Origin of the sequence: Lysinibacillus sp. OL1 (assembly GCF_004332175.1) — a bacterium.
Lineage (GTDB): Bacteria > Bacillota > Bacilli > Bacillales_A > Planococcaceae > Lysinibacillus > Lysinibacillus capsici.
The window spans coordinates 288847-310706 of sequence record NZ_SJDS01000003.1 but is presented as its reverse complement, the minus strand read 5'-3'; the positions used below and the strand labels follow the sequence as shown (position 1 = coordinate 310706).

Here is a 21860-nt window from a genome sequence, read left to right as displayed (position 1 = left end):
GTAAATTTCAACTCGCCTACAGCTCTTTTAATTTAATATTGAAATTTAGCGAGTGCTGCCTGTAATGAGTCCGTCATAGCTGTTAATTGTTGGGCTTTGTTATTGATGTCATGAACCGCTAAATTCTGTTGTTCCATCGTTGCCATTAGCTCCTCTGTTCCTGCTGAGGATTGCTGGCTAACAGCCGTCATATTTTCTACTGCACGGACAACCTCCTGCGTCTCCCGTTGAATGACACTGGAGGCAGCTGTCACATTATCGATTTGCGCTACTGTATCGACAATATGGCGTAAAATCGCATCAAGTGCCTGCTTATTGGCATCAATATATTGCGTATTGTTTTCCACAGCTAAGACAACAGTTTGCATAGCATCACTAGCCTTTGCTGCTTCCCTAACAACCATATCAATAATGGAGGCGATTTGGCTCGTTGATTTGGCTGATTCCTCTGCAAGCTTTCGTACTTCCTCTGCCACAATCGAAAAGCCCTTGCCATGCTCACCTGCACGAGCAGCTTCTATCGCCGCATTTAATGCTAATAAATTTGTTTGACCTGCAATAGCATTAATGACTTGTAAAATACGATTAATTTCTGTTGATTGGTCACTGAGCTGTTGGACGACCATAGCTGTCAGTGACACTTTTTCAGACATCACTACCATCCCTTGAATAGACTGCTCTGCATGAATTAAACCTTGTTTAGAAGACGCTGTTGTATGCTGAGAATCCTGAAGCATTTCTTCAATTGCCATTTGAATTGCTTGCAATTTCTGCTCAACCTCTTGTGTAACGCCTAATGTGGTAGATGCCTGTTCGGCTTGTACAGTAGCACCTGTCGCCAACTCACTTGTTGTGGTTAACACCTGTTCGATACTGATGCTCATATCATTGGTAGAAGCACGTAATTCTCCGCTGTATACATTCACCTGATTGGAAATATGTGTAGCTGCTTGTAACAGCTCGCGCATATTGTCTGTCATATGATTCATTGCATGTGCAAGCTCACCAATTTCATCCTTCGAACGAACCTGTAACGGCTCCACTGCTAAATTTCCACCAGCAATAGTTTTGACCTGTTCCACTGTCTGAACCACTGGTTTGACGATCCGTTGAGCTATCCAAGTAATGGCACCAACTAATACAATAATACCAATAATAGCTAGTAGTATCGATAACCACATTGCCTCACTTGCGGCGGCCATTACCTCTTCAGATGGAATAATTACCTGCAATGCCCACGGTGTCGACGTTTGACCAATTTGGATAGGTGAGACAGCAATAAAGGAAGCTTCCTGCAAATAGGTTGAATAATCCTCTACTAGATAGGGTTTGCCCTGCTCAACAGCAGACAAAATTTTATCCGCACTTTTATATTTCTCCATTTCAGTCACTGGTCTATTGACATAATCAGGAGATGGATGGGAAACAAATGACCCCTTATGAGACACAATGGCACTATACCCTGTATCATATAGTACAATTTCATTATTAATGGCAACCAATGTTTCTAAGCTTATATCAATTCCAACAAGACCAACGACTTTTCCATCTATTTGAATAGGGATAGCTGTGGACGTCATTAATACTTCTTGACCATCAATTGGGTAAGTGAGCGGCTCTAAAATAACCTCTTGTTTCAACGTTTTAGGTAATACATAATAATCACTAGTTTCATAGTCTTCTAGAGGAGCAAGCGTCACACCTTTGTTGCTGCGTGCCCAATATGGAAGGAAACGCCCTGATGTATCATGCCCTTTCAAATTGGCAAAATGAGCATCTTGTCCATCAAAGGCATTTGGCTCCCAAATTGTCCAAACCCCTAGAAAGGTGTCATTTTGTTCGAGTAATTGTTTGAGCATCTCGTTTGCTAAATCACGATCTCCCTTATGATTAGCTACCATTGTTTGGAGATTAGAGGCTACTGTCCTTGCTGTATCCATCGCATAATCAAGTTCCATTTGCATTTGATATGCACTTTCGGACGCCCTCGATTGAGCAAGCTGTCGTGCATCCTCCACTGCTAATGAATTAGTTTTTACAATATTGACACTTAAAATAATGATGAACACAAACATCATTGTAGATAACGTTGTCAGTAAAATTTTATGTAGTAATTTCATATGTACCAGCTCCTGCCTATAGCAACTAAATAAATAATAGCATTTATGCGACAATAAATAACAAAATATTCAGAAAAATTTTTTCTATAGAAAGTAACTCACAATATAGCTGCATGTCATCCCGTTGTACAGAAGATGACACGCAACCTTAGTTCTCTACTAAGAATGAAATTTTGCTAGTGTTTGTTGTAAGGAGTTCGTCATACCAGATAAGCTTTCCGCCATATTTTTCAGCTCATGAACCGCGGTATTTTGCTGCTCCATCGTTGCTAATAGCTCCTCTGTTCCTGCTGAGGACTGCTGGCTGACAGCCGTCATATTTTCCACTGCCCGCACTACCTCTACTGTTTCCTTTTGAATTAAATGAGAGGCAGTCGTCACTTCGTCAATTTGCGCTACAGTATCATTGATATGCTGTAAGATGGCATCAAGTGCTTGTTTATTGGCATCAAGATACTGTGTGTTGGTTTGCACAGCAGCTACAACATTTTGCATGGCATCCCCTGCTTTTACAGTATCCTTCACAACCGTATCAATAATAGCTGCAATTTGATTCGTCGATTTGGCGGACTCCTCCGCAAGTTTGCGTACTTCCTCTGCTACAACAGAGAAGCCTTTCCCATGCTCACCTGCACGAGCAGCCTCTATCGCAGCATTAAGTGCAAGTAAATCCGTTTGACCTGCAATAGCATTGATTACTTGTAAAATACGATTAATTTCAGTCGATTGGTCACTGAGCTGCTGGACAACAGAGGCTGTTAATGTGACTTGCTCCGACATCGCCTCCATGCCTTGAATCGATTGTTCCGCATGAACCAATCCTTGCTTGGATGCCTGCGTTGTCTCCTGAGAGCGATGAGTCATTTCCTTGATAGCCACTTGAATAGCTTGCAATTTCTGCTCTACCTCTTGCGTTACACCTAGCGTTAGGGCTGCATGCTCAGCTTGTAAGGTTGCTCCTGTCGCTAACTCACCTGTTGTCGTTAGCACTTGATCGATACTAACACTCATATTATTTGTGGAAGACATGAGTCGATCACTATAGGTACTTGCCTGATTTGAAATTTGCCTTGCTTCCTGAATCAATGTTCGTGTATTACTTGTCATGATATTGACAGCCTTTGCTAAATGACCAAGCTCGTCCTTGCTATCCTCCGCTAATGGTTCCACTGCTAAATTTCCATCTGCTATCGCTTGCACCTGTGCCACTGCCATTACGATAGGTCGAACAATTCGACGAATAAGCCATGTTAGCACGATTAAAAGATAAATCAGGCCAGCAACGCCTATGATGACCATCGTCCATGTGAGTTTTGTTGTTTGTGCTAACACTTCTTTAGTCGGTACTGTGACAAGCAATGACCACGGAGTTTCCGCTTTTCCAATATGAATGGGAGCAGTGACAATATAGCTATCCTCTTGTAAATAGCTTGAAAAATCTTGAATAACAGAAGCCTTGCCCTGCTGAATGGCTGTTTGGATCTCGTTTCTATATGTATACTGTTCTTGCTCAGCAAATGGCTTTGTCACATAATCCTTGTTTGGATGTGTCACAAACATGCCATTATTCGAGATAATCGAACCATAGCCACTATCAAATAATTTTACTTGTTGGCTTAGTTGAGCGAATGTTTCTAAACTCATATCCACGGCCACGATACCTTTAAATTCATTGTCAATCGTAACAGGCACAATGATAGACGTTAATAACACATCCTTACCAGCGACAGGATAAACAAATGGTTCCAAAATCATTTCCTGTCCTTTTTGTTTCGGTAATAGATAAAAATCAGATGTATCATAATCAACAATAGGAGAAGGAACGATACTATCACCATCACGCGTCCAAAATGGAACATAGCGTCCTGATGCATCATGCCTTTCTGTATTAATGTATTTTTCATCTTGCCCGTCGAAGGCATTAGGCTCCCATACAGACCAAACACCCATAAATTGCTCATTATTTTTCAAAATACGTTGGAACATAGCATCTGTTAAAGCACGATCAGCCTTTTGTTCTTCCACCATTGTCGTTAAATTAGCTGCAAGCGTACGTGCTGTATCCATAGCATAATCAAGCTGAAGTTGAATCTGGTAGGCGTGATCAGAAGTTTCTGCCTGTGCCATTTTTTGAGCTGTTTCTATTGTTAAATTTTTTGTTTGATAAATATTCACAACGGTCAGTACTGCAAATACGACAAATACTGTTCCAATGACAGTTGCGAGAATTTTCCCCAATAAATTCATATGCATCATCTCCTTTAGATAGAAAGTAATAGATAAGTAACCAATTAAGCTAATTATAGCATCAATCACCATGAGTAAAGTATCTAAATCAGGAGGAAATATGTATTTTTTATAGATAAAAACTCCTGTTTCCAGGAGTTTTAACGTATAGCTCGCTATATGTCAAGTATGCCTCGTAGCCAACGCTCCACAAAGTTTTCAAACGTAATTCCATAATTATCATAAACAGCATGATAAACAAAATATGTTCCTAATCGATCAAGCATTTCATCATTAATTTTCATCACAAACCGCTCCCATTCTTTTGTTTTTTTACTAAATATTCAGACTTATATAATTCTCAAATGCCGAACAATCAAGTGGAGGTCGCATCGTTGCAAAACCGTCACAAACTACCGCCTTCATGCCCTTTCTTCATATTTTTCTTTTCGTTAAGATAGTTATAACAACTTACTAGACTGGAGGGACTACTTGTGAAATGGATGACAAAAGTTGCTTATATCACATGCATCTGCGTACTACTTTCTGGCTGTGGTGGTCGATTTTCAGAAATTAAAGATGCTGCTTCAGGCATCAATTCAGCTGCTAATTCCGCAGCTAGTGCAGTTAGCCGAGATGTCCATGCAATACGTGCTCTAGACATTAACTATAAAGATACATCGTTTACCGTTAATGACCTATTTAAAACTATTTTACGTGACATACGCTGGGATTATGACCTTGAAAAAAGTGAGCTGCATGTGAGAGGTACTTGGCAGCCACCACTATTTTCTGATCAGGCGTGGAGTGACGATATGAAAGAAAAGCTTACTGAATCAGGCTTTGTGACTGTTACCTGTCAAATAATTGACGACAAAATTGATAGCCAACAAACGAGCATAACACTTACATATAATGATGAAATTCTCTTACAAAAAAATGGTGAGGAAGCACTCCATCACCTATACGATACTTATTTACTTCCGTAAAACCTAGGAACGTCTCTACCATTTAATCATGGTAGAAACGTTCTTTTTTTGAAAAAAATCTTATAATTTCGAAATATCAAAGGCTATCATTTGAATAAACTAAAACCATCACGTTATAATCAAAGTATCACGTGATGGTTTGGAGGTGTTTGCATTGGGACAGAAAAATTAAAGATTGGCGAGCTTGCAGAAAAAACAGGCATTACTAAACGAACAATTGATTACTATACAAATATTGGTTTGCTAGATGCAGAACGATCTGCAGCAAATTATCGCTACTATGACCAAGCCATGATTAAACGGCTTCAATTGATTGAACAGCGCAAACAACAGGGGCTTTCACTTGTACAAATCCAACATGAGTTAAACATCACACCCTATGAAGAAATCGATGTACAGATGCTTCGTTTAAAAATGCAAGATTTAGAGCATGATGTTACATCTCTGCTCGCACAAATGAACAGGCAAGATGATAAAAAAATTGAAACGATTAAGAAAAATGTTTCACCCGAAAGTATTGCATTAATGCAATCTTTATTATTACTCATTCATAATTAGGAGGTGACGTTCTGTTTTTACAGAACGACTATTTGGAGACCATAATAAACCTATCGATTTTTACCATTTTATTAGCTTTAACAGGCTTTTTCGTGGCAACAGAATTTGCCATTGTAAAAGTACGTTCCTCAAGACTCGATCAGCTGGTTGCAGAAGGCAATAAAAAAGCTGTTGCTGCTAAACATGTTGTTCAACACTTAGATGAATACTTATCAGCGTGTCAATTAGGGATTACTGTAACCGCTCTTGGTATCGGGATGGTTGGTGAAAAAACTTTTGAATTTATGCTTCACCCGCTATTCGAAATAATCGGCATTTCTGATAAATATATGACGATCTTTACAATTGGAACAGCCTTTGCCATTGCTACATTTTTACATGTAGTGGTCGGCGAATTAGCCCCAAAAACAGCTGCCATTCAAAAAGCTGAATCCATTACACTTCTTTTTGCAAAACCCATTATGTTTTTCTATAAGATCATGTATCCATTTATTTGGTTCTTGAACGGTTCTGCACGCGTGTTAGTTGGCTTATTCGGAATGAAACCTGCTAGCGAACATGAGCTATCTCATACAGAGGAAGAATTGCGATTATTACTGTCTGAAAGCTTTAAAAGTGGTGAAATCAATAAATCTGAGCTCAAATATGTCAATAACGTCTTTGAATTTGATGAACGTATTGCTCGTGAAATCATGGTTCCCCGAACAGAAATTATTGGAATTGAACAAAATGAATCTTTTACAAACATTATTCATTACATCGCTGCTGAAAAATATACGCGTTACCCGATCTATGATGGGGACCGAGATAATATATTAGGTTTCATCAATGCGAAAGAACTATTAACGCAGGGTCTACTTGAACAACTTACAGACGACTCCTTAGTTCTAGAAGATTTCATAAATCCTGTCATTCGCGTAATTGAAACAATGCCCATTCAAGAATTACTTGTACGTATGCAAAAGGAACGAATCCATATGGCTATCCTAATGGATGAGTATGGTGGTACATCTGGCCTTGTAACGGTTGAAGATATTTTAGAAGAAATTGTTGGTGAAATTCGAGATGAGTTTGATGATGATGAAATTGCGGATATTCGAAAAATTACAGATCATCACTATTTATTAAATGCAAAAATGCTTGTGGAAGATGTAGAAAATCTATTAAACATTACCCTGGATGCTGAAGAAGTGGAAACATTAGGTGGTTGGTTCTTAACTGTGAATAACGGCATTAAAGCATCAAAAAATATTGAGCTAGGCTCCTATATTTTTAGCATCTATGAGCAACAAGGTCATCAAATTCATTATATAGAGGTTCGTCCTCTTCGAAAAAGTCTACCTCTTAAAACAGAGGTTCAATCGTAACAGTAGGAAACAGTATTCCTTATTCCATTATTAGCCATTTCACTATATAATGAATAGAGAAAATGATTTTAGTTGCAGGGGGCCATACACATGACATTATTTAAGCTATATCATTCAGATGGTATTCACATTATTACTGATGTAAAAAAACACAAAACAAATATTGAGTTAAAAACAATCACGGGAGAAGTTCTATTTATTATCGTGGTAACAGATGAAAATTACACAGTCTACGATGATCGGTTTGCAGGAGCTTCCAAGCAATTAAATTCAGTGGAAGCTTTCGATATTGATGGGAGTTTTCGTAGTTTAGATTTCGATAATATGCGCGCTCTATTTAAAGAATCTTTTACAAAGCTATTACAAGAGATTGCTGTGTGTGTCAAAAATAAAGAGGAGCTTGTGGATATTGATACACTCCGCCATAAGGTCAGCGCTCAGATTAAAGGCATTCACTTCAGGGTGATCTCGGATACGAAAAAATATGAAATCTAGCATCCAACAGACTGTCCATTAGGGGCAGTCTGTTTCAATTTTACGCGATCTCTGCCACTTCTCAAGGTGAAAGAAAAACACGCTTCTTTACTTTCATGTATAATGGAACTTAACAATCTGAAAATAAGGGGTGTTAGGATGAATCGTGAACAATTAATCACACTCGTTTCAGAAAAACTGAAATTAATCCGTACAGAAAAAGCTTTCACACAGGATCAAATGAGTGATTTACTAGGATTATCAAAAAAAACACTTGTCCAAATTGAAAAGGGCCGTATACTAGCTGGCTGGACAACCACTGTTACAGTTTGCACATTGTGTAGAGACAGTACGATTTTACAGCATGAGCTTGGTGGTGATCCATTAGAGGTTGTAGATTTAATCGCAAATAATGGAACATTGCAGCCAAAAGAGAAAACAATGGGTGGATACATATGGTGGAAAAACATTCAGGAGTATGGTGGTTTTCGACTACAGCAAAACGTCATCAGTCAGCATTATCGCATTTTAGACAGCAATAATTTTCGCCTCATTTCAACATTTGATGAACAAATAGCGAAGCAAGCATGGGAAAAACTACAGATATAATTTTTAAGTCAAACAGTAGGAGCATTGCAATTTGCTTCTGCTGTTACGTTTCAAGCATTTCCCTCCTCTCATCACCCATCTTCTCTAGACAAATGAATAAAGCTATAAAAACATCCTTCATATGATAAACATAGTAGTAAGAGAATTGTTTCTTTAAAAATTCTATGAAAAAAGCTAGGAGAAGCTAGAAAAGTCGAAACTTGTAGAATAATTCTCTATACTTAAGGGTAAAGCTGTACTATTAGAAAGGATGCTCGTAAATGAACCGTATACTAGCAATTAGTGACATACATGGAGAATTAGGGCTACTGGAAGAATTATTATTAAAAGCAAACTATGACCCAATGAACGACCAGCTTTTTCTTCTTGGTGATTATATTGATAGAGGGCCCTCTTCTAGTGGTGTGTTAAATTTAGTGAGTGAATTACAGACAAAAGGTGCACGAGTTTTACTAGGCAATCATGAGGCGATCATGCTCCATGCATGCCGTTCAGGTCTTGCTAAGCCATGGAACCATTGGGTAGGGCTTTGTGGTGGTGAGGCAACATTAGCAAGCTATGGCTATCAGTTGGCAGACTTTGAGGAAGCCATCCAAAGTAATACTCTGCCTAGCTTTATTAAAACGCTCCCTAAGCTTGAAGAACATTTACAGTTAATGGAGACATTTGAAATATATATTGAGTTAGAGGATGCTATTTTCGTTCACGGTGGCGTTGTGCCAGGTGCTGCAATAGCCGAAACTGACCCTATGCGCTTACTTTGGATTCGCGAGGAATTCCACGCAGGCTATCAAGGGGAAAAAACAGTAATCTTCGGCCATACCCCTACTTATAACCTGCATCATGATCCAACTGATTATCGTGTTTATTTCGGAGAAAATAATATTATTGGTATTGATGGTGGCGCTGTGTTTGGCGGACAGTTACATGCATTCGAGTGGCCTAGTCGCCAAATCATTTCAGTCGATAATAAAAAACCAACAAGTAACGAGTAAACTTGTTGGTTTTTATTTTCGTAATTGTTTTCGCACAACGATATTTTTTCAGCGCCATTTTTGAAAAATTAATATAACTTAAAAATAACCCCTACTAGCGAGTACACAATAACTGTTGAGAATAGTATAGTCATATGGAACAGGGAAAACACAAACATTTTGGTAGCCCATTTCACTTGATCTGTATTACTATGATAACCGTAAATACTCATCACTAACCAAGCAACACTTAAGATCAATGCCACAAGCATGATGCCTACACTTAACGAGCCAAATAAAAAGCTTGATAGAATCAATAATATTAAATAAAAATTGGTTTGATAATACGTTCGACGCATCCCTTTGATAACTGGTAGCATGGGTACACTGGCTGCTTCATAGTCTACACGTTTGCGAATGGCAATAGCATAGAAATGTGGCATTTGCCAAATGACCATAACAAAAAATAAACCAAGTATCGCTGGGTGTGTAATATCTGTAGATACAGCGGACCAACCAATTAATGGTGGTACCGCACCACTAATACTACCAATTTCTGTATTATATATCGTACGACGCTTTGTCCACATGGTATAAGGGACTACATATAGGAATACACCTAATAATCCAAATGCCGCTGCTAAAGGAGAGGCAAGTGCCAACACAGCTACGCCAATAATTAACATTACAACAGCTAATGATAAAGTCGATTTTGCCGACATTTCACCTGTTACAGTTGGTCTGCTTTGTGTACGAGGCATAATTGCATCAATATCACGATCATAGACATTATTAAAGGCCCCCGCAGCTCCAATGACAAGGGCAGAACCGATTGTTGAAAAAATAATTTCTGGTATATTGTCTACAAACGTCATTTTATTTTTGTACATGCCTAGCGTTAAACCAGCCCACATAGGTATTAAATTAGATTTGATAATCCCTGTCTTGACGGTTTGCGCTAAAATAGAAGAACGTGATGACTTCCCTCTTGTTTTTTCGGAGGATAGTGGTTTATGCTCCGTTTTCAGATTTTGTTCCATTCAGCTTAATTCCTTTTCTCCATAATTTCTACACGCTTTCATCGATAGAAAGCGACAAAATTTGCATCTAGCACATCAAATTATTATTTTACCCCTTTTAGATCTGTTCTGTCTCTCTTTTCACATAAAGTACATGTTTTTCATCTAACAAAGCACGTTCATTCACAACATCTACTATGATACCACCGACTGACGTGAATTTGAACCTTCTTGCCTCGATTCTTCCAAACACTATTGGAGAAAAATAATTTGATAATAGGTCATATTACGATAGCCAAAAAAACCGAGACAAATTTTTGCCTCGGATTTCCTTTTATTGAATTTCCTCCTGTAGTTGCTGCGCTAAAAATGCCACTAGATCACGAAGATTATCGGGTGTTACACCATGTCCATCTGGGTATTGTTTAAATGTCACCGTAGCACCAAATTGTTCAAAGATCTCCTTGCTTTCCATTCCCCATTGAGATGGGATTACATAATCATAATCACCGTGCGAAATAAAAGCATGTAAATGTTCTACAGAACGAATAGCGTATTCCTCCGTCACAAACTTTGGCGTATAGCCACTTAATGCAACAATACCCGTCACTAAATTCCCCATAACAAAGGCCAGTGATTGTGCTAAAACCGCCCCTTGGCTAAAGCCTAAAACAAATACTTTATGAGGATCGATTTGATATTCTTCGATGGCCTCTAATATAAATCGTTGCAATGCAATCAACACTTTATCGAAGATTGCACGATCTGGTTGCCCCACCTCTTGAATGGTAAAAAAAGCATAGCCAGGATGTTGAGTAATTGGCCCTCGCAAGCTAAATATATGACATTGCTCTTGAAAATCTTGCACTAATTGTGGTAAATCATCTTCATGGCTGCCCATGCCATGAAGCAAAAAAATAGCAGGGTATTTCTTCGTAGGGTCCATATTTGTTGGTTGTGTATGGTTAAAAGTAAATGGTGTATTCATTAATCAAATTCCTTTCACGTGAAGCTTTGTAACAAAATTAGTGTAATTTTGTTTTATTAATTAATCCATCAGTATGATAGGCAATATAGCCATTGACAATTCGTATCGTTTCTTGTGGATCTGCGTTAAAGAGTATTTTTGACTGCTCTGGCGTGGATACAAGCACGGTTAATAAATCCATACGCATGGAATGCCCAGCAGAGCTATAGGCATAATCATAAATAATCGCTTCCTCTGTCATGCCTTCTGTCTCATATTGCTTATGGAATAAATTCTTTGCAGCATCCAATTGCTCTGCCACTTGTTGACGAATTCGCATCTGATGCATTAATAATTCCTCTTCAAGAGCTGATGGCTTTAGCCACTCCTTAGCTTGAAGCATTTTTAGAAATTCCTGCTGCCAAGCCTGTTCATTCTCAGTAAAATAAAGCATATTAATCATCAACATGTCCCAAAAATCCATAGATGTTGCGGCTGATTGTCGCTGCATAGTAATTGTTTCTTTAAAATGCTCTTCCACTTTTGTAATATTCATATTGCGAACTAAATGATTACATACGTTTTCTATAAACTTATTTGCCGCTTCTTGTGCCATAAAAAATCCGTCCTTTATATCTACAAATCATTTTCTTTCTTATCATACCATGATTGTGAAATATGGCAACGAACCCGGCTCACTAGATTTCTCAGTAAAAAAGATGTCTCCATATGCATTGGAGACATCCTCACTGTTTTGGAAAACAAAATCATCCAAAGTATTTTTTGAAAGGTGAAAAGAGATTTTCGTTGAAGACTACTTGCTTTCCTGTGGGCGAGCGCCAAATTGTTTCCTCCGTTACCGATCCATGCAGGGGCTCGCCTGTCTCGCTATCCAACGGGAGTCATGTAGGCTCCCACTCCACTCTATAAAAATGTATCTTCTTAGCAAAGTCAAATAAAGTGAAGGTATTTACTACTCATTTTATGGAGAGGTGGTGTCACGCTTCACTTCTCCACATGGAAAATAAGAGCCTATTCCCTCTAAAAATACAAATAATGGGCCATTTGATTGCTATGCTCCTATGAAAAAAGTAAAGACACTTTGCAGAATGATTGATTGGAGTGGAGCCAGCCTCAGTCTTAGGGAATTTAGCTTCACAGGTGAGACCCTGAAGCAAACGCAAGTGAGTGAAGCGTCTCATCGGACGACCCCTGGAAAGGGCGCTGGCGGAACGGAAATCAACCCTCTCCCTTGCCAAAAGGTCTTTTTTCGCTGTTGACATAATCTTATTTCAAGAAAATAAGGATGTCTCCATATACATTGGGGACATCCGCATAGTGTTGTAAAGTAATTATCGTTTGTGAAAGGTGAAAATAGGAATCCCTAAATATCAGGAGAAAACATAGCTATCCATATTATCTACTGTATTTTGAATGGCCTCTTTCAATGACCGCTGTTGTTCGCCACAAGAAGCTAGTGCATCCTCTAAGGTGATTGCTGCATTCGCCATAAATGGAGCCATTTGCAAATCCTTAGCTAATTGAATTAGTACGAGCGCTTTATTCCATTTCCAACGAGGATTTGTTGGATCTAGCTGTATCGCTTGTTCTAAATAACCGAGCGCATCAAATGGCATCCAACCAAAACGATGCATCGTCTGCCCTGTGATCCCCCAGTAGACAGCCTTATTCGGATTTTGCTTTACTGCTTGCTGAAAGCAGTGAACACTCTCATTGTATTGATGTGCGAATAGGAACAGCTCCCCCTGTGTAAAAAAAGATTGCGCCTTGTCTGCGGGTGTTCCAGTTTTTGCGACTTCCTCCAATTGCTGAATACGCTTCGCAAATGACTCTTCATCTTTTATTGCCCGTATATCTGCAACTAGATCTGATTCTGGATAGCTTTCATCAGCTCGTTCCACATGCTGTACTTCGAGATGAGCAGTTGGCTTTGGATAACGATCATATTCATATTCTTCTAATAATCGAATATATTTTTGTGCCAATACTTTGTCCTCTTCGTTTGTCACCTGCTTCGCTAATTCATAGCATTTCATCAGTTCACCATTATAAAAATAATCATCCATTGACATTCAGAATTCCTCCAGTGTACAACTATTCAGTATTTTTAGTATACACTACAAAAACAAAAGAGACCGTATCTAAATAATTATGATACAGTCTCTTCCTTTTCTATTTATTTAACACAACCGTATTTAAGAACGTTCGTAAATCTTCTTCTTTAAGAGCTCCTACAAAGCGATTTACTTCTTTACCATCTTCGAAACGAATGAATGTTGGTGTTGCTTCAATATTATATTTTTCCCATAGATCATCGTATTCATAGACATTCAATTGAGCAATATCAACACCAAGCTCATCGGCAATTGGCATTAATACTGGTGTAAATGCTTGACAGTGTACACAGATTGGACTGAAGAAGTAAGCATTGACCGGTTCACCCGCTTTAATTTTAGCTTTTAGTTCGTCTGGTAACATAATGTTTTGATAGTTTTCATCATCCAATTGATCAATTGTTTCTTGTTTTAGCTTTTTATCGCCATAAGGGTTATTTGCACTTTCTAATTTACTTTTGTTTGAGACGTTGGTAAGCACAATAATTGCTGCAAATAAAACAACAATCACTGAACCAATAATTAATAATTTTTTCACTAAAGTAGTGACCTCCTTTTTTACACTAAAAGCCCTAGTTTTAGTGCATTCGCGATTGATTATAAATTGTTTTGAAAACCTAGTAAACTAATTCGCCTTTAAATGAAGATATTTCACATTTATAACATAATTTCAAGTATATTTGGGAACATACATAGTGAGAGTTCATGAAAATTTGAATGTGGGGTGATCATGATGAAAAACTCGTTCCAGCATGTTTTTCAAATTTATACAAAAGATATCCGTAATATTGTCACAAACTGGGTCGTAGCTGTCATTATAGGTGGGCTAATTTTTCTTCCATCTCTTTATGCCTGGCTAAATATTTATGCCTCCATGGACCCTTACGCCCACACCTCTAATATGAAAATCGCGATTGTCAATGAAGATACGGGAACCACGGTAAGAGATGAAGCAATTAATGTCGGGAATGAAGTAATTGAGACTTTACGTACGAATAAAAGCTTTACTTGGAAGCTGGAAACAGAGAAAAAAGCTAAGGAACAATTAAAAAATGGTGATTACTTTGCAGTCATAATCATTCCAAATGATTTTTCGCAAAAACTAACCTCTATTTTAACCGACCAACCAACGAAGGCCCATATTGATTATTATGTAAATGAAAAAAAGAATCCTATTGCCCCTAAAATTACAAGTAAAGGAGCGAGCGTACTTACACAGCAGGTTTCGAATGAATTTGTATCCACCGTCAATGGGACACTTTTTTCTATTTTTAATTCAATTGGAATTGAAATGGAACGTGACATACCTGATTTTCGCAAATTCGAAAACTATGTTTTTACTATCGAACAGCATTTACCTGATATTAATTCATTTTTAACGCAAGCCTCTACTCAAGGAAAAGAGGCAAATCAATTACTTAATCAGGCGCTGACACAAGTTCCACAGGTGGAACAACTAACAACAGATGGTTTAACTACCATTCAAAAGGGTTTACATTTAGTGAATGAAGCAGATGCTTTATTTAATGAACTATCCCCTATCATCAAAAAGGATGTCACAACTGTTCAAAATATTGCCCAACATTTTACAGAGATCATCAATAAGCTCAATCGTATAAATTTTGACCCTGCCTCCATTACGCAAACGAAAGAGGCACTTAAAAATCAATTGTCAACTTCTAAAGACAACATAAACAAGAGTATTCAAACGCTTGAGGCACTGCAAAAATTAATTCAGGCAGATGCTTCGACTCGTAAGCAATTAGAAGACTCTTTAACAACCATTATTGGTTCTTTACAGGAAAGTAATGCCGAAGCGAATCAACCCATCATCGAACAGCTGACAGCCATTCGCGAAGCTTTGGAACATCCTCCAAACTTCATTGATTCTACGTCAAATGCGCTTAGCTCATTACAACAATTACAGACGCTACATGACGATTTACTAAATAAAGTGGATCAATTAAAGCCAATTGATAAAGATGTTATCAAGCAAGACATTACAGCTATTCAGCAAATCGCACAAAATGCTACAGCTAATTTACAAAAATTCTTATCCTATTATAGCGAAAGTCTAGAGCCACAAATTCGATCTACCCTTACCAGTGCGAAGCAAACTTTAACTAACGCTTCTACCATGCTGACAAATGTAAAACAATTCATACCTCAGGCAACAGATAAATTGACACAGGCCAAAAACACGCTAGGAACAGCAAATCAAGCTATTCAAAAAATACAAACTGAATTTCCAACTTTAAGTGCTAAAATCAAAGAATTAGCGAATAAGCTACGAACTTTAGAAGAAGAAGCGGATCTAGCAGAGATTGTGCAATTACTAAAAAATGATGTCAACGCCGAACGTGATTTCTTTGAGGAGCCTATTAAATTAAAGGAACATCGCGTATTCCCTATTGCGAACTATGGAACAGCCATGACACCGTTTTACACAGTACTCTCTATTTGGGTAGGCTGTTTACTGTTAATTTCATTATTGTCTGTGAATCTCCACGGAGATTCATCTTATAGTATTCGAGAAATTTACTTTGGTCGACTCTTAACATTTGCAACTTTCTCGTTTATTCAAACTCTCATTATTACCATTGGAGATATTTTCTTAGTAGACGGCTCCATTCAAGCACCTGCCTACTTTATCTTATTTGGACTTTTTATTAGTCTCGTATTTGTAACGGTTGTCTATACACTCGTATCCGTCTTCGGTAATGTAGGAAAAGCTTTAGCGATTGTGATGCTTGTGTTACAAATTGCAGGCTCTGGTGGAACCTATCCAGTCGAGTTATTGCCGAGGTTCTTCCAAATAATCAACCCTTTTTTACCATTTACGTATGCGATTGAAATGATGCGGGAAGCTGTCGGCGGAATTATTTGGTCAACAGTCTGGATGGACCTCATCTTCCTATTTGGTTTCTGGTTCATTTTTATCCTGTTCGGATTCTTCTTAAAAAAATTATTGAGCGAGAAAATGGAACATTTCATGAACAAAACACGTGGATTAGATATATTTCACTGATTTTCTACGAGGCGTCTGTAAATGTTTATGAAAACGATGTTATAATGGAAGTATTGTAAACATGTAGGAGGCGCTATTTTTGAAGAAATCGATTACTATTTTTGTTATATTGGCGTTACTGTTACTAAGTGCTTGTGGAGAAAATAAAAACAGTGCTGAAACCTCTCCTAAAGCAAATGACGCTTCACATGAAGGTCATGACCATGCAGAGGCATCTGGTGATATCCAAGAAGAAACGGCTTCTGCTGACGTCCTACCAACCTTTTTAGAGGGCAAACAAGAAAATATACGCTTAGTCTATCAAATCGCTGGACAATCAACAGAGATTCTCGAATGGATGCCATGCTATTGCGGCTGTGGGGAATCTGCTGGCCATAAAAGTAATTTAAATTGCTTTATTCAGGAAAAACGTGAGGATGGTTCGATTGTTTGGGATGATCATGGGACGCGTTGTTTAGTGTGCTTAGAGATTGCTGTCCAATCAGCACAACTGCACAAGGAAGGCAAGAGCTTAAAAGAAATTCGTCAGTTCATTGATGACACGTATAAAGAGGGCTATGCAAAACCAACACCAACGGACATGCCTGCATAAAAAAGCAAAGTCGCACATTCGCGACTTTGCTTTTATTGTTTCAGTTGATTTTTCTTTCGTTTACGAAGGATGATATACAGGATAACGGCAATGACAAGGATGAGCCCAACAAATTCTGCCATTAAAACATAGGATATTTCACCTTTTTTAGCTACTTTACCGTCTTCCTTATCAGCATTTTGATTTATGGCTACAACAAATTGCCCTTCTTTTGTTTCAATCGCAGCGTCTGTCTGTGAATTTGTCTCTTTCAAGTGAGCATAAAAGTTACCTTTTACAGAGGCATTTTCTAATGAATGAATCCATAATAAAGGCTCTTTAAGCTGCCAGAAATTTTTCGTTATGAACACATATTGGCCAATTGCCTCAGGTAAAAACCCTTGTGAGATAAGCTGCTCAGATGTGTGAGGGATCTTTGAGGATTGCTTGGCAAGCCATGTTAGCTGTTCCATTTCTCCCATAAAAATGACTGTTTTTTCATCGTCATCATCCTAATTAAAAGTTATTTACCCATAACGAATTCCCGATTTTTAATTATAGTATACAACAAATGGAATGGCTAAGTTTTTATATGAGTAATGTCACACATAATCTAGCCCTAAAATAAAAAAGATGCCCAATAAAGGTCTATAGACCCATCGAACATCTACATTTATTCAATCTAACCCAATTTCTTTGTATATATTTCTCTTGAAAACAAAATTGTTATTACAATGAATGGAATACATATACCAATTGTTTCGATTTTAGTGACGTTATTTGACAAGCTTCAAAATGGTTTTAAAATGTTCATGATCTGCACGTTGTAGTAGCTCATACAAGATCATTTCGGTGCTAGTTGGGTAAATACCAAGCGCATGCATCTTTGTAAGCCCAATTTCTTTATTTGCCTTTGTTCGAGAAGATACGGCATCTACAACAACCTCTACTTCAAATCCTTGTTCTTTCAGTTGTCTAGCCGATTGGTACACACAAATGTGTGTTTCGATACCTGTCACAATGAATTGAGTACGTCCATTTTCCTTCATCGCCTCTACAAATGCCTCTTCTTGGCACGCACTAAAGGCCATTTTAGGAATCGGTTGCCCTTCTAAATGCTGAGCAATCTCAAGAGCCGTTCCCCCTAAACGACTTGGATTTTGTTCTAGCCATAAAATAGGTACTTCCAGTGCCTGCATTGCTTGTACGAGCTTTGCCACATTTTCAATTACCATTTCACTGTCATCAACAATTGTTGCTAACTTTCCTTGCACATCTACCACTACTAAACAAGCTTTCTCTACTGTAAACATCCTGAACACCTCTTTTTCTTTTCTTTATAATATTATACAAAAACCTGCTTATCTCTCGTAAAGTAATAAGGAGTTTTCTCTAACAATCGATTTTAATGGTTTTGCTTTAGCCTGTAGGTTTCACACTCCCAATAAGGAAATACTTGTAAATTAAAACACGAACATTATCGTTTTTATGGCAACAAAAAATATTTAATATACGGAAAATATCACTTAATTTCAAAAATAACTTTCTATTTGTTCGTTTTTAATGAAAATACCTGCTTAAATGTGTACATTTTGTTGCGAGTCTGTCTCCATTCTGCTCAAATATTAAGAATTTTATTTTTTCTCTTGAAAATTAGGTTATAATCCAGTAAAGTTCTGTTATTAACCAAACAAGGAGTGTACCACTTTGACACAACGTGCATACAATTTCAACGCAGGTCCATCTGCTCTACCACAAGAAGTATTAGAAAATGCTCAACAGCAATTAGTAAACTTCCGTGATTCAGGTATGTCCATTATGGAAATGAGTCACCGTAGTGCCATTTTTGATGAAGTACATAACGAAGCCATTACTTTATTAAAAAAACTTTATGCTATTCCTGAAAACTATGAGGTACTATTCTTACAGGGTGGAGCAAGCCTTCAGTTTACAATGGTGCCTATGAACTTCTTAACAACTGAGCAAAAAGCTAGCTATGTATTATCAGGCTCATGGTCTGAGAAAGCTTTTAAGGAAGCTAAATTATTTGGGACACCTGTTGAAGCTGCAAGCACAAAAGAAAACCAATACCGCAATATTCCTGCTTTAGAAGATATTCAATTCAATGAAGATGATGCATATGTTCACATCACATCCAATAATACGATATATGGTACGCAATGGAAAAACTACCCTGATACAGGAAATGTTCCATTAGTGGCAGATATGTCAAGTGACATCCTATCAAAACCCGTTGATATTGAAAAGTTCGGAATCATCTATGCTGGTGCTCAAAAAAACCTTGGTCCTTCAGGTGTAACGGTCGTAATTATTCGCAAAGATTTACTTGAAAAAGCCAATAAAAATATTCCGACGATGCTAAAGTATACAACACATGCTGATAGTAATTCACTTTATAATACACCTCCAACATTTGGGATCTATATGCTAGGCGAGGTGTTAAAATGGGTTGAAGCTAAAGGCGGCGTAACAGAAATTGAGAAACATAATGAATTAAAGGCCAAAGTCATTTATGATGCCATTGACAATAGTAATGGCTTCTACAAAGGCCATGCCACACCAGAAAGTCGTTCTTTAATGAACATTACATTCCGTGTTGCAGATGAGGAGCTGGAAAAATTATTCCTTGTAGAGGCAAAGGCAGCAGGTTTTGTTGGGCTAAATGGACATCGTTCTGTAGGTGGTTGTCGTGCTTCCACTTATAATGCAGTGCCCCTTGAGGCATGTGAAGCTTTACGAGATTTCATGGTAGATTTCCAACAAAAACATCAATAAACTTCTATTTAAAAGATGAATCTTTACAGAAATGTAAAGATTCATCTTTTTTTCGCGCTTGTAGAAGGAAATCAGAAATCTATTCCCATACCATTAGCTTGATTAGATGTTTATAGCAATATTTCAGCTTAGGGCTTTACACATTGCAAAAGTTTTTGAGAAAAATATAGATTTTTAAGCAGCCTATCGGACATATCGCCAGCCTCTAGCTATGCACCAAACATAGATTATTACTGTAAGGGTTACCCTTACGAAACTAGAGGAAGGGAGGTCTAGACAATGGAAGATAAAAGATATATGTCACATATGAACTGGCAAGGCTGTAAATGTCCTAAAAAAGAGGAAAAATGCTGTCAACGTAAAGTTGAAAAATGCCATTGCCAAAAAGAGGAAAAATGTCACTGTAAAAAAGAAGAAAAATGTACACCAAGAATGAGCAGCAACTGTAGAGGCTGTATTTGTCACCAATTAAGAAAATTAGAGCTAGCTACTACACTAGATATCTTCTTATCTGGAGGTATTAGCTTCTTAGGTGTGACTTTCATTTCCTTCGATCCAAGAAATTGCTGTGCATACTTCCTTGAGCCAGGTGCAGCAGCTGCTTCTCCTTTAATTGTAGATTGCAATAAAATTGTTGCGATTCGTCGAGTGGCAGTAGCTTAATCCTTTTAGAGGGTAGCCTTCTATTGGCACCCTCTTCTTACATAGAAAAAAACTCTGTCAACATTTAATGTGACAGAGTTTCATGCTTACAATCAGGACATTTACCGTATATTTCAAACTTATGATTTTCAATTTCATAATCAGGCAATTTTTCACCTAACATTTCCATTGGACAAAGATTAAGCTCTTTGACGTTGCCACAGTCCATACAGATAAAATGATGGTGATGATGCGCAGATTCACAGTGCATACGGAAATTACGTTCCCCTGATAGCTCTGTTTCTTCTAATATCCCAAGTTTCACAAAAGTAGCAAGGTTACGATAAATAGTATCAAAACTCATTCCCGGAAAATCTTTTTTTAAAACATCCAATAAATCACGGGCTGTTAGATATTTATCTGTTGCTGCAAACATATCTAATATTAACTCCCGTTTATCTGTTTTTTTATAGCCATTTTCCTTTAATATTTCCCACGCTCTTGAAATATTCATTGCGCTACCTCCCCCTGCTTTGCAGCTATTTTAAAGGCTACTTTCTTCCCTAGGATTACAAGTAACAAAATCAGAATAGAAGTGACAACAATCGTGCCTCCTGGCGCTAAATCCATATAAAATGCGCTAATTAGACCAATTAGTACAGCTGTTTCTCCAAAAACAATGGCATAAATGATGGTTTGCTTAAAGCCCTTTGCTAAGCGCATTGCTGCTGCAACAGGCAATGTCATTAGAGATGATACAAGTAAAATACCAACTATGCGCATACTTGCCGCAATGACAAGCGCTGTGACAATCATAAATAAAAGATGAACCCAACGAGCTGGAAGTCCACTAGCTTTTGCATATTCCTCATCAAAAGACAAAACAAATAATTCTTTAAAAAATAAAAACAAAAAGATTATCACAATGGCAGCAATGCCAATCACTACCCATAAGTCTTGACGAGATACAGCCGAAACTGAGCCGAATAAATAACTCATTAAATCTGTGCTAAAACCACTGGCAAGTGAAATAAAGATGGCGCTAATCCCAATACCACCTGACATGATAATAGGAATGGCAAGCTCCTCATAGTGCTTATACAAACGTCTTAAACGCTCAATCAAGACAGAGCCACTCACAGAGGCTAGTATTCCTAGATAAATAGGATTGAGCATTGCTAAGGCTGTTACTGATTGACTAATGTATAAGCTCCCAGCAATTCCAGCAAGTGTTACATGCGACAAAGCATCCGCAATCAAGGATAGCCTACGTACAACAATAAACACACCTAGCAGGGGCGCAAGTATGCCAATTAATAATCCAGAGAAAAAGGCATTTTGTAAAAATTCATAATGTAAAATTGCTTCAATCATATGCCTGCTCC

General features: G+C 37.8%; 22 protein-coding genes. 10 read left to right on the top strand and 12 right to left on the bottom strand.

The features are described from left to right. Positions 1-32: 32 nt before the first annotated feature. From EW028_RS08705 to EW028_RS25840, 3 genes are all read right to left on the bottom strand, one after another. A complete protein-coding gene (locus EW028_RS08705) occupies positions 33-2120 on the bottom strand; it encodes a methyl-accepting chemotaxis protein (protein WP_131520592.1) in 2088 nt (695 codons plus the stop codon). 159 nt (positions 2121-2279) lie between these two features. Continuing rightward, complete coding sequence (locus EW028_RS08700) at positions 2280-4367, bottom strand: methyl-accepting chemotaxis protein (protein WP_131520591.1); 2088 nt, start codon at positions 4365-4367, stop codon at positions 2280-2282. A 155-nt stretch (positions 4368-4522) separates the two neighbouring features. After that, positions 4523-4651 carry a hypothetical protein gene (locus EW028_RS25840; RefSeq protein ID WP_004227289.1) on the bottom strand — a complete coding sequence of 43 codons (129 nt, stop codon included), beginning with the start codon at positions 4649-4651 and terminating at the stop codon, positions 4523-4525. Positions 4652-4849: 198 nt separating this feature from the next. Here EW028_RS25840 and EW028_RS08695 point away from each other — a divergent pair, with 198 nt between their 5' ends. The 6 genes from EW028_RS08695 to EW028_RS08670 all read left to right on the top strand — a co-directional run bounded on the left by EW028_RS08695 (position 4850) and on the right by EW028_RS08670 (position 9338). After that, entirely contained in the window at positions 4850-5335 is a 486-nt protein-coding gene (locus tag EW028_RS08695) for a hypothetical protein (protein ID WP_227744916.1), read from the top strand. 153 nt (positions 5336-5488) lie between these two features. Beyond that, positions 5489-5893 carry a MerR family transcriptional regulator gene (locus EW028_RS08690; RefSeq protein WP_227744915.1) on the top strand — a complete coding sequence of 135 codons (405 nt, stop codon included), beginning with the start codon at positions 5489-5491 and terminating at the stop codon, positions 5891-5893. A 32-nt stretch (positions 5894-5925) separates the two neighbouring features. After that, entirely contained in the window at positions 5926-7260 is a 1335-nt protein-coding gene (locus EW028_RS08685; RefSeq protein WP_131520588.1) for a hemolysin family protein, read from the top strand. A gap of 90 nt (positions 7261-7350) precedes the next feature. Continuing rightward, complete coding sequence (locus tag EW028_RS08680; RefSeq protein WP_131520587.1) at positions 7351-7755, top strand: hypothetical protein; 405 nt, start codon at positions 7351-7353, stop codon at positions 7753-7755. Positions 7756-7893: 138 nt separating this feature from the next. Beyond that, entirely contained in the window at positions 7894-8343 is a 450-nt protein-coding gene (locus tag EW028_RS08675) for a helix-turn-helix transcriptional regulator (protein ID WP_009370152.1), read from the top strand. 260 nt (positions 8344-8603) lie between these two features. After that, entirely contained in the window at positions 8604-9338 is a 735-nt protein-coding gene (locus EW028_RS08670; RefSeq protein ID WP_131520586.1) for a metallophosphoesterase, read from the top strand. 68 nt (positions 9339-9406) lie between these two features. Here EW028_RS08670 and cyoE read toward each other — a convergent pair whose 3' ends face one another. From cyoE to EW028_RS08645, 5 genes are all read right to left on the bottom strand, one after another. Beyond that, positions 9407-10357: a heme o synthase gene (cyoE, locus tag EW028_RS08665; protein ID WP_131520585.1), complete on the bottom strand. Its 951-nt coding sequence runs from the start codon at positions 10355-10357 to the stop codon at positions 9407-9409. A 313-nt stretch (positions 10358-10670) separates the two neighbouring features. Next, positions 10671-11324 carry an alpha/beta hydrolase gene (locus EW028_RS08660; protein ID WP_066036432.1) on the bottom strand — a complete coding sequence of 218 codons (654 nt, stop codon included), beginning with the start codon at positions 11322-11324 and terminating at the stop codon, positions 10671-10673. A 37-nt stretch (positions 11325-11361) separates the two neighbouring features. Next, positions 11362-11919: a hypothetical protein gene (locus tag EW028_RS08655; RefSeq protein ID WP_131520584.1), complete on the bottom strand. Its 558-nt coding sequence runs from the start codon at positions 11917-11919 to the stop codon at positions 11362-11364. Between the two features lie 775 nt (positions 11920-12694). Further along, on the bottom strand, positions 12695-13396 hold the full coding sequence (locus EW028_RS08650; protein ID WP_131520583.1) for a tetratricopeptide repeat protein: 702 nt from the start codon (positions 13394-13396) through the stop codon (positions 12695-12697). Between the two features lie 100 nt (positions 13397-13496). Next, complete coding sequence (locus EW028_RS08645; RefSeq protein ID WP_131520582.1) at positions 13497-13976, bottom strand: thioredoxin family protein; 480 nt, start codon at positions 13974-13976, stop codon at positions 13497-13499. A 195-nt stretch (positions 13977-14171) separates the two neighbouring features. On the opposite strand from EW028_RS08645, the gene EW028_RS08640 reads away from it, so the two are divergent. Beyond that, on the top strand, positions 14172-16466 hold the full coding sequence (locus tag EW028_RS08640; RefSeq protein WP_131520581.1) for a YhgE/Pip domain-containing protein: 2295 nt from the start codon (positions 14172-14174) through the stop codon (positions 16464-16466). Between the two features lie 79 nt (positions 16467-16545). After that, entirely contained in the window at positions 16546-17058 is a 513-nt protein-coding gene (locus tag EW028_RS08635; protein ID WP_131520580.1) for a PCYCGC motif-containing (lipo)protein, read from the top strand. A 32-nt stretch (positions 17059-17090) separates the two neighbouring features. Here the strand turns inward: EW028_RS08635 and EW028_RS08630 are convergent, their stop codons facing one another. Continuing rightward, positions 17091-17510 carry a hypothetical protein gene (locus EW028_RS08630; RefSeq protein ID WP_227744903.1) on the bottom strand — a complete coding sequence of 140 codons (420 nt, stop codon included), beginning with the start codon at positions 17508-17510 and terminating at the stop codon, positions 17091-17093. A 303-nt stretch (positions 17511-17813) separates the two neighbouring features. Then, complete coding sequence (locus EW028_RS08625) at positions 17814-18350, bottom strand: hydrolase (RefSeq protein WP_131520578.1); 537 nt, start codon at positions 18348-18350, stop codon at positions 17814-17816. A 394-nt stretch (positions 18351-18744) separates the two neighbouring features. On the opposite strand from EW028_RS08625, the gene serC reads away from it, so the two are divergent. Beyond that, positions 18745-19833: a 3-phosphoserine/phosphohydroxythreonine transaminase gene (gene serC / locus EW028_RS08620; RefSeq protein WP_131520577.1), complete on the top strand. Its 1089-nt coding sequence runs from the start codon at positions 18745-18747 to the stop codon at positions 19831-19833. A 279-nt stretch (positions 19834-20112) separates the two neighbouring features. Beyond that, positions 20113-20496: a hypothetical protein gene (locus EW028_RS08615; RefSeq protein ID WP_048392221.1), complete on the top strand. Its 384-nt coding sequence runs from the start codon at positions 20113-20115 to the stop codon at positions 20494-20496. A 64-nt stretch (positions 20497-20560) separates the two neighbouring features. On the opposite strand, the gene EW028_RS08610 is transcribed toward EW028_RS08615, so the two are convergent. Then, on the bottom strand, positions 20561-20989 hold the full coding sequence (locus tag EW028_RS08610) for a Fur family transcriptional regulator (RefSeq protein WP_004227247.1): 429 nt from the start codon (positions 20987-20989) through the stop codon (positions 20561-20563). Continuing rightward, the gene (locus EW028_RS08605) at positions 20986-21849 is read right to left on the bottom strand and encodes a metal ABC transporter permease (RefSeq protein ID WP_131520576.1); all 864 of its coding nucleotides are present in this window, start codon (positions 21847-21849) and stop codon (positions 20986-20988) included. The genes EW028_RS08610 and EW028_RS08605 overlap by 4 nt, the downstream gene beginning before the upstream one ends. Between the last annotated feature and the right edge of the window lie 11 nt (positions 21850-21860).

Bases quoted from the DNA above. Each gene is read 5' to 3' on its own strand.
- EW028_RS08705 (WP_131520592.1), bottom strand. From the start codon at position 2,120: ATGAAATTACTACATAAAATTTTACTGACAACGTTATCTACAATGATG.
- EW028_RS08700 (WP_131520591.1), bottom strand. From the start codon at position 4,367: ATGAATTTATTGGGGAAAATTCTCGCAACTGTCATTGGAACAGTATTT.
- EW028_RS25840 (WP_004227289.1), bottom strand. From the start codon at position 4,651: ATGAAAATTAATGATGAAATGCTTGATCGATTAGGAACATATTTTGTT.
- EW028_RS08695 (WP_227744916.1), top strand. From the start codon at position 4,850: ATGACAAAAGTTGCTTATATCACATGCATCTGCGTACTACTTTCTGGC.
- EW028_RS08680 (WP_131520587.1), top strand. From the start codon at position 7,351: ATGACATTATTTAAGCTATATCATTCAGATGGTATTCACATTATTACT.
- EW028_RS08675 (WP_009370152.1), top strand. From the start codon at position 7,894: ATGAATCGTGAACAATTAATCACACTCGTTTCAGAAAAACTGAAATTA.
- EW028_RS08670 (WP_131520586.1), top strand. From the start codon at position 8,604: ATGAACCGTATACTAGCAATTAGTGACATACATGGAGAATTAGGGCTA.
- cyoE (WP_131520585.1), bottom strand. From the start codon at position 10,357: ATGGAACAAAATCTGAAAACGGAGCATAAACCACTATCCTCCGAAAAA.
- EW028_RS08660 (WP_066036432.1), bottom strand. From the start codon at position 11,324: ATGAATACACCATTTACTTTTAACCATACACAACCAACAAATATGGAC.
- EW028_RS08655 (WP_131520584.1), bottom strand. From the start codon at position 11,919: ATGGCACAAGAAGCGGCAAATAAGTTTATAGAAAACGTATGTAATCAT.
- EW028_RS08650 (WP_131520583.1), bottom strand. From the start codon at position 13,396: ATGTCAATGGATGATTATTTTTATAATGGTGAACTGATGAAATGCTAT.
- EW028_RS08640 (WP_131520581.1), top strand. From the start codon at position 14,172: ATGAAAAACTCGTTCCAGCATGTTTTTCAAATTTATACAAAAGATATC.
- EW028_RS08630 (WP_227744903.1), bottom strand. From the start codon at position 17,510: ATGGAACAGCTAACATGGCTTGCCAAGCAATCCTCAAAGATCCCTCAC.
- EW028_RS08625 (WP_131520578.1), bottom strand. From the start codon at position 18,350: ATGTTTACAGTAGAGAAAGCTTGTTTAGTAGTGGTAGATGTGCAAGGA.
- EW028_RS08615 (WP_048392221.1), top strand. From the start codon at position 20,113: ATGGAAGATAAAAGATATATGTCACATATGAACTGGCAAGGCTGTAAA.
- EW028_RS08610 (WP_004227247.1), bottom strand. From the start codon at position 20,989: ATGAATATTTCAAGAGCGTGGGAAATATTAAAGGAAAATGGCTATAAA.
- EW028_RS08605 (WP_131520576.1), bottom strand. From the start codon at position 21,849: ATGATTGAAGCAATTTTACATTATGAATTTTTACAAAATGCCTTTTTC.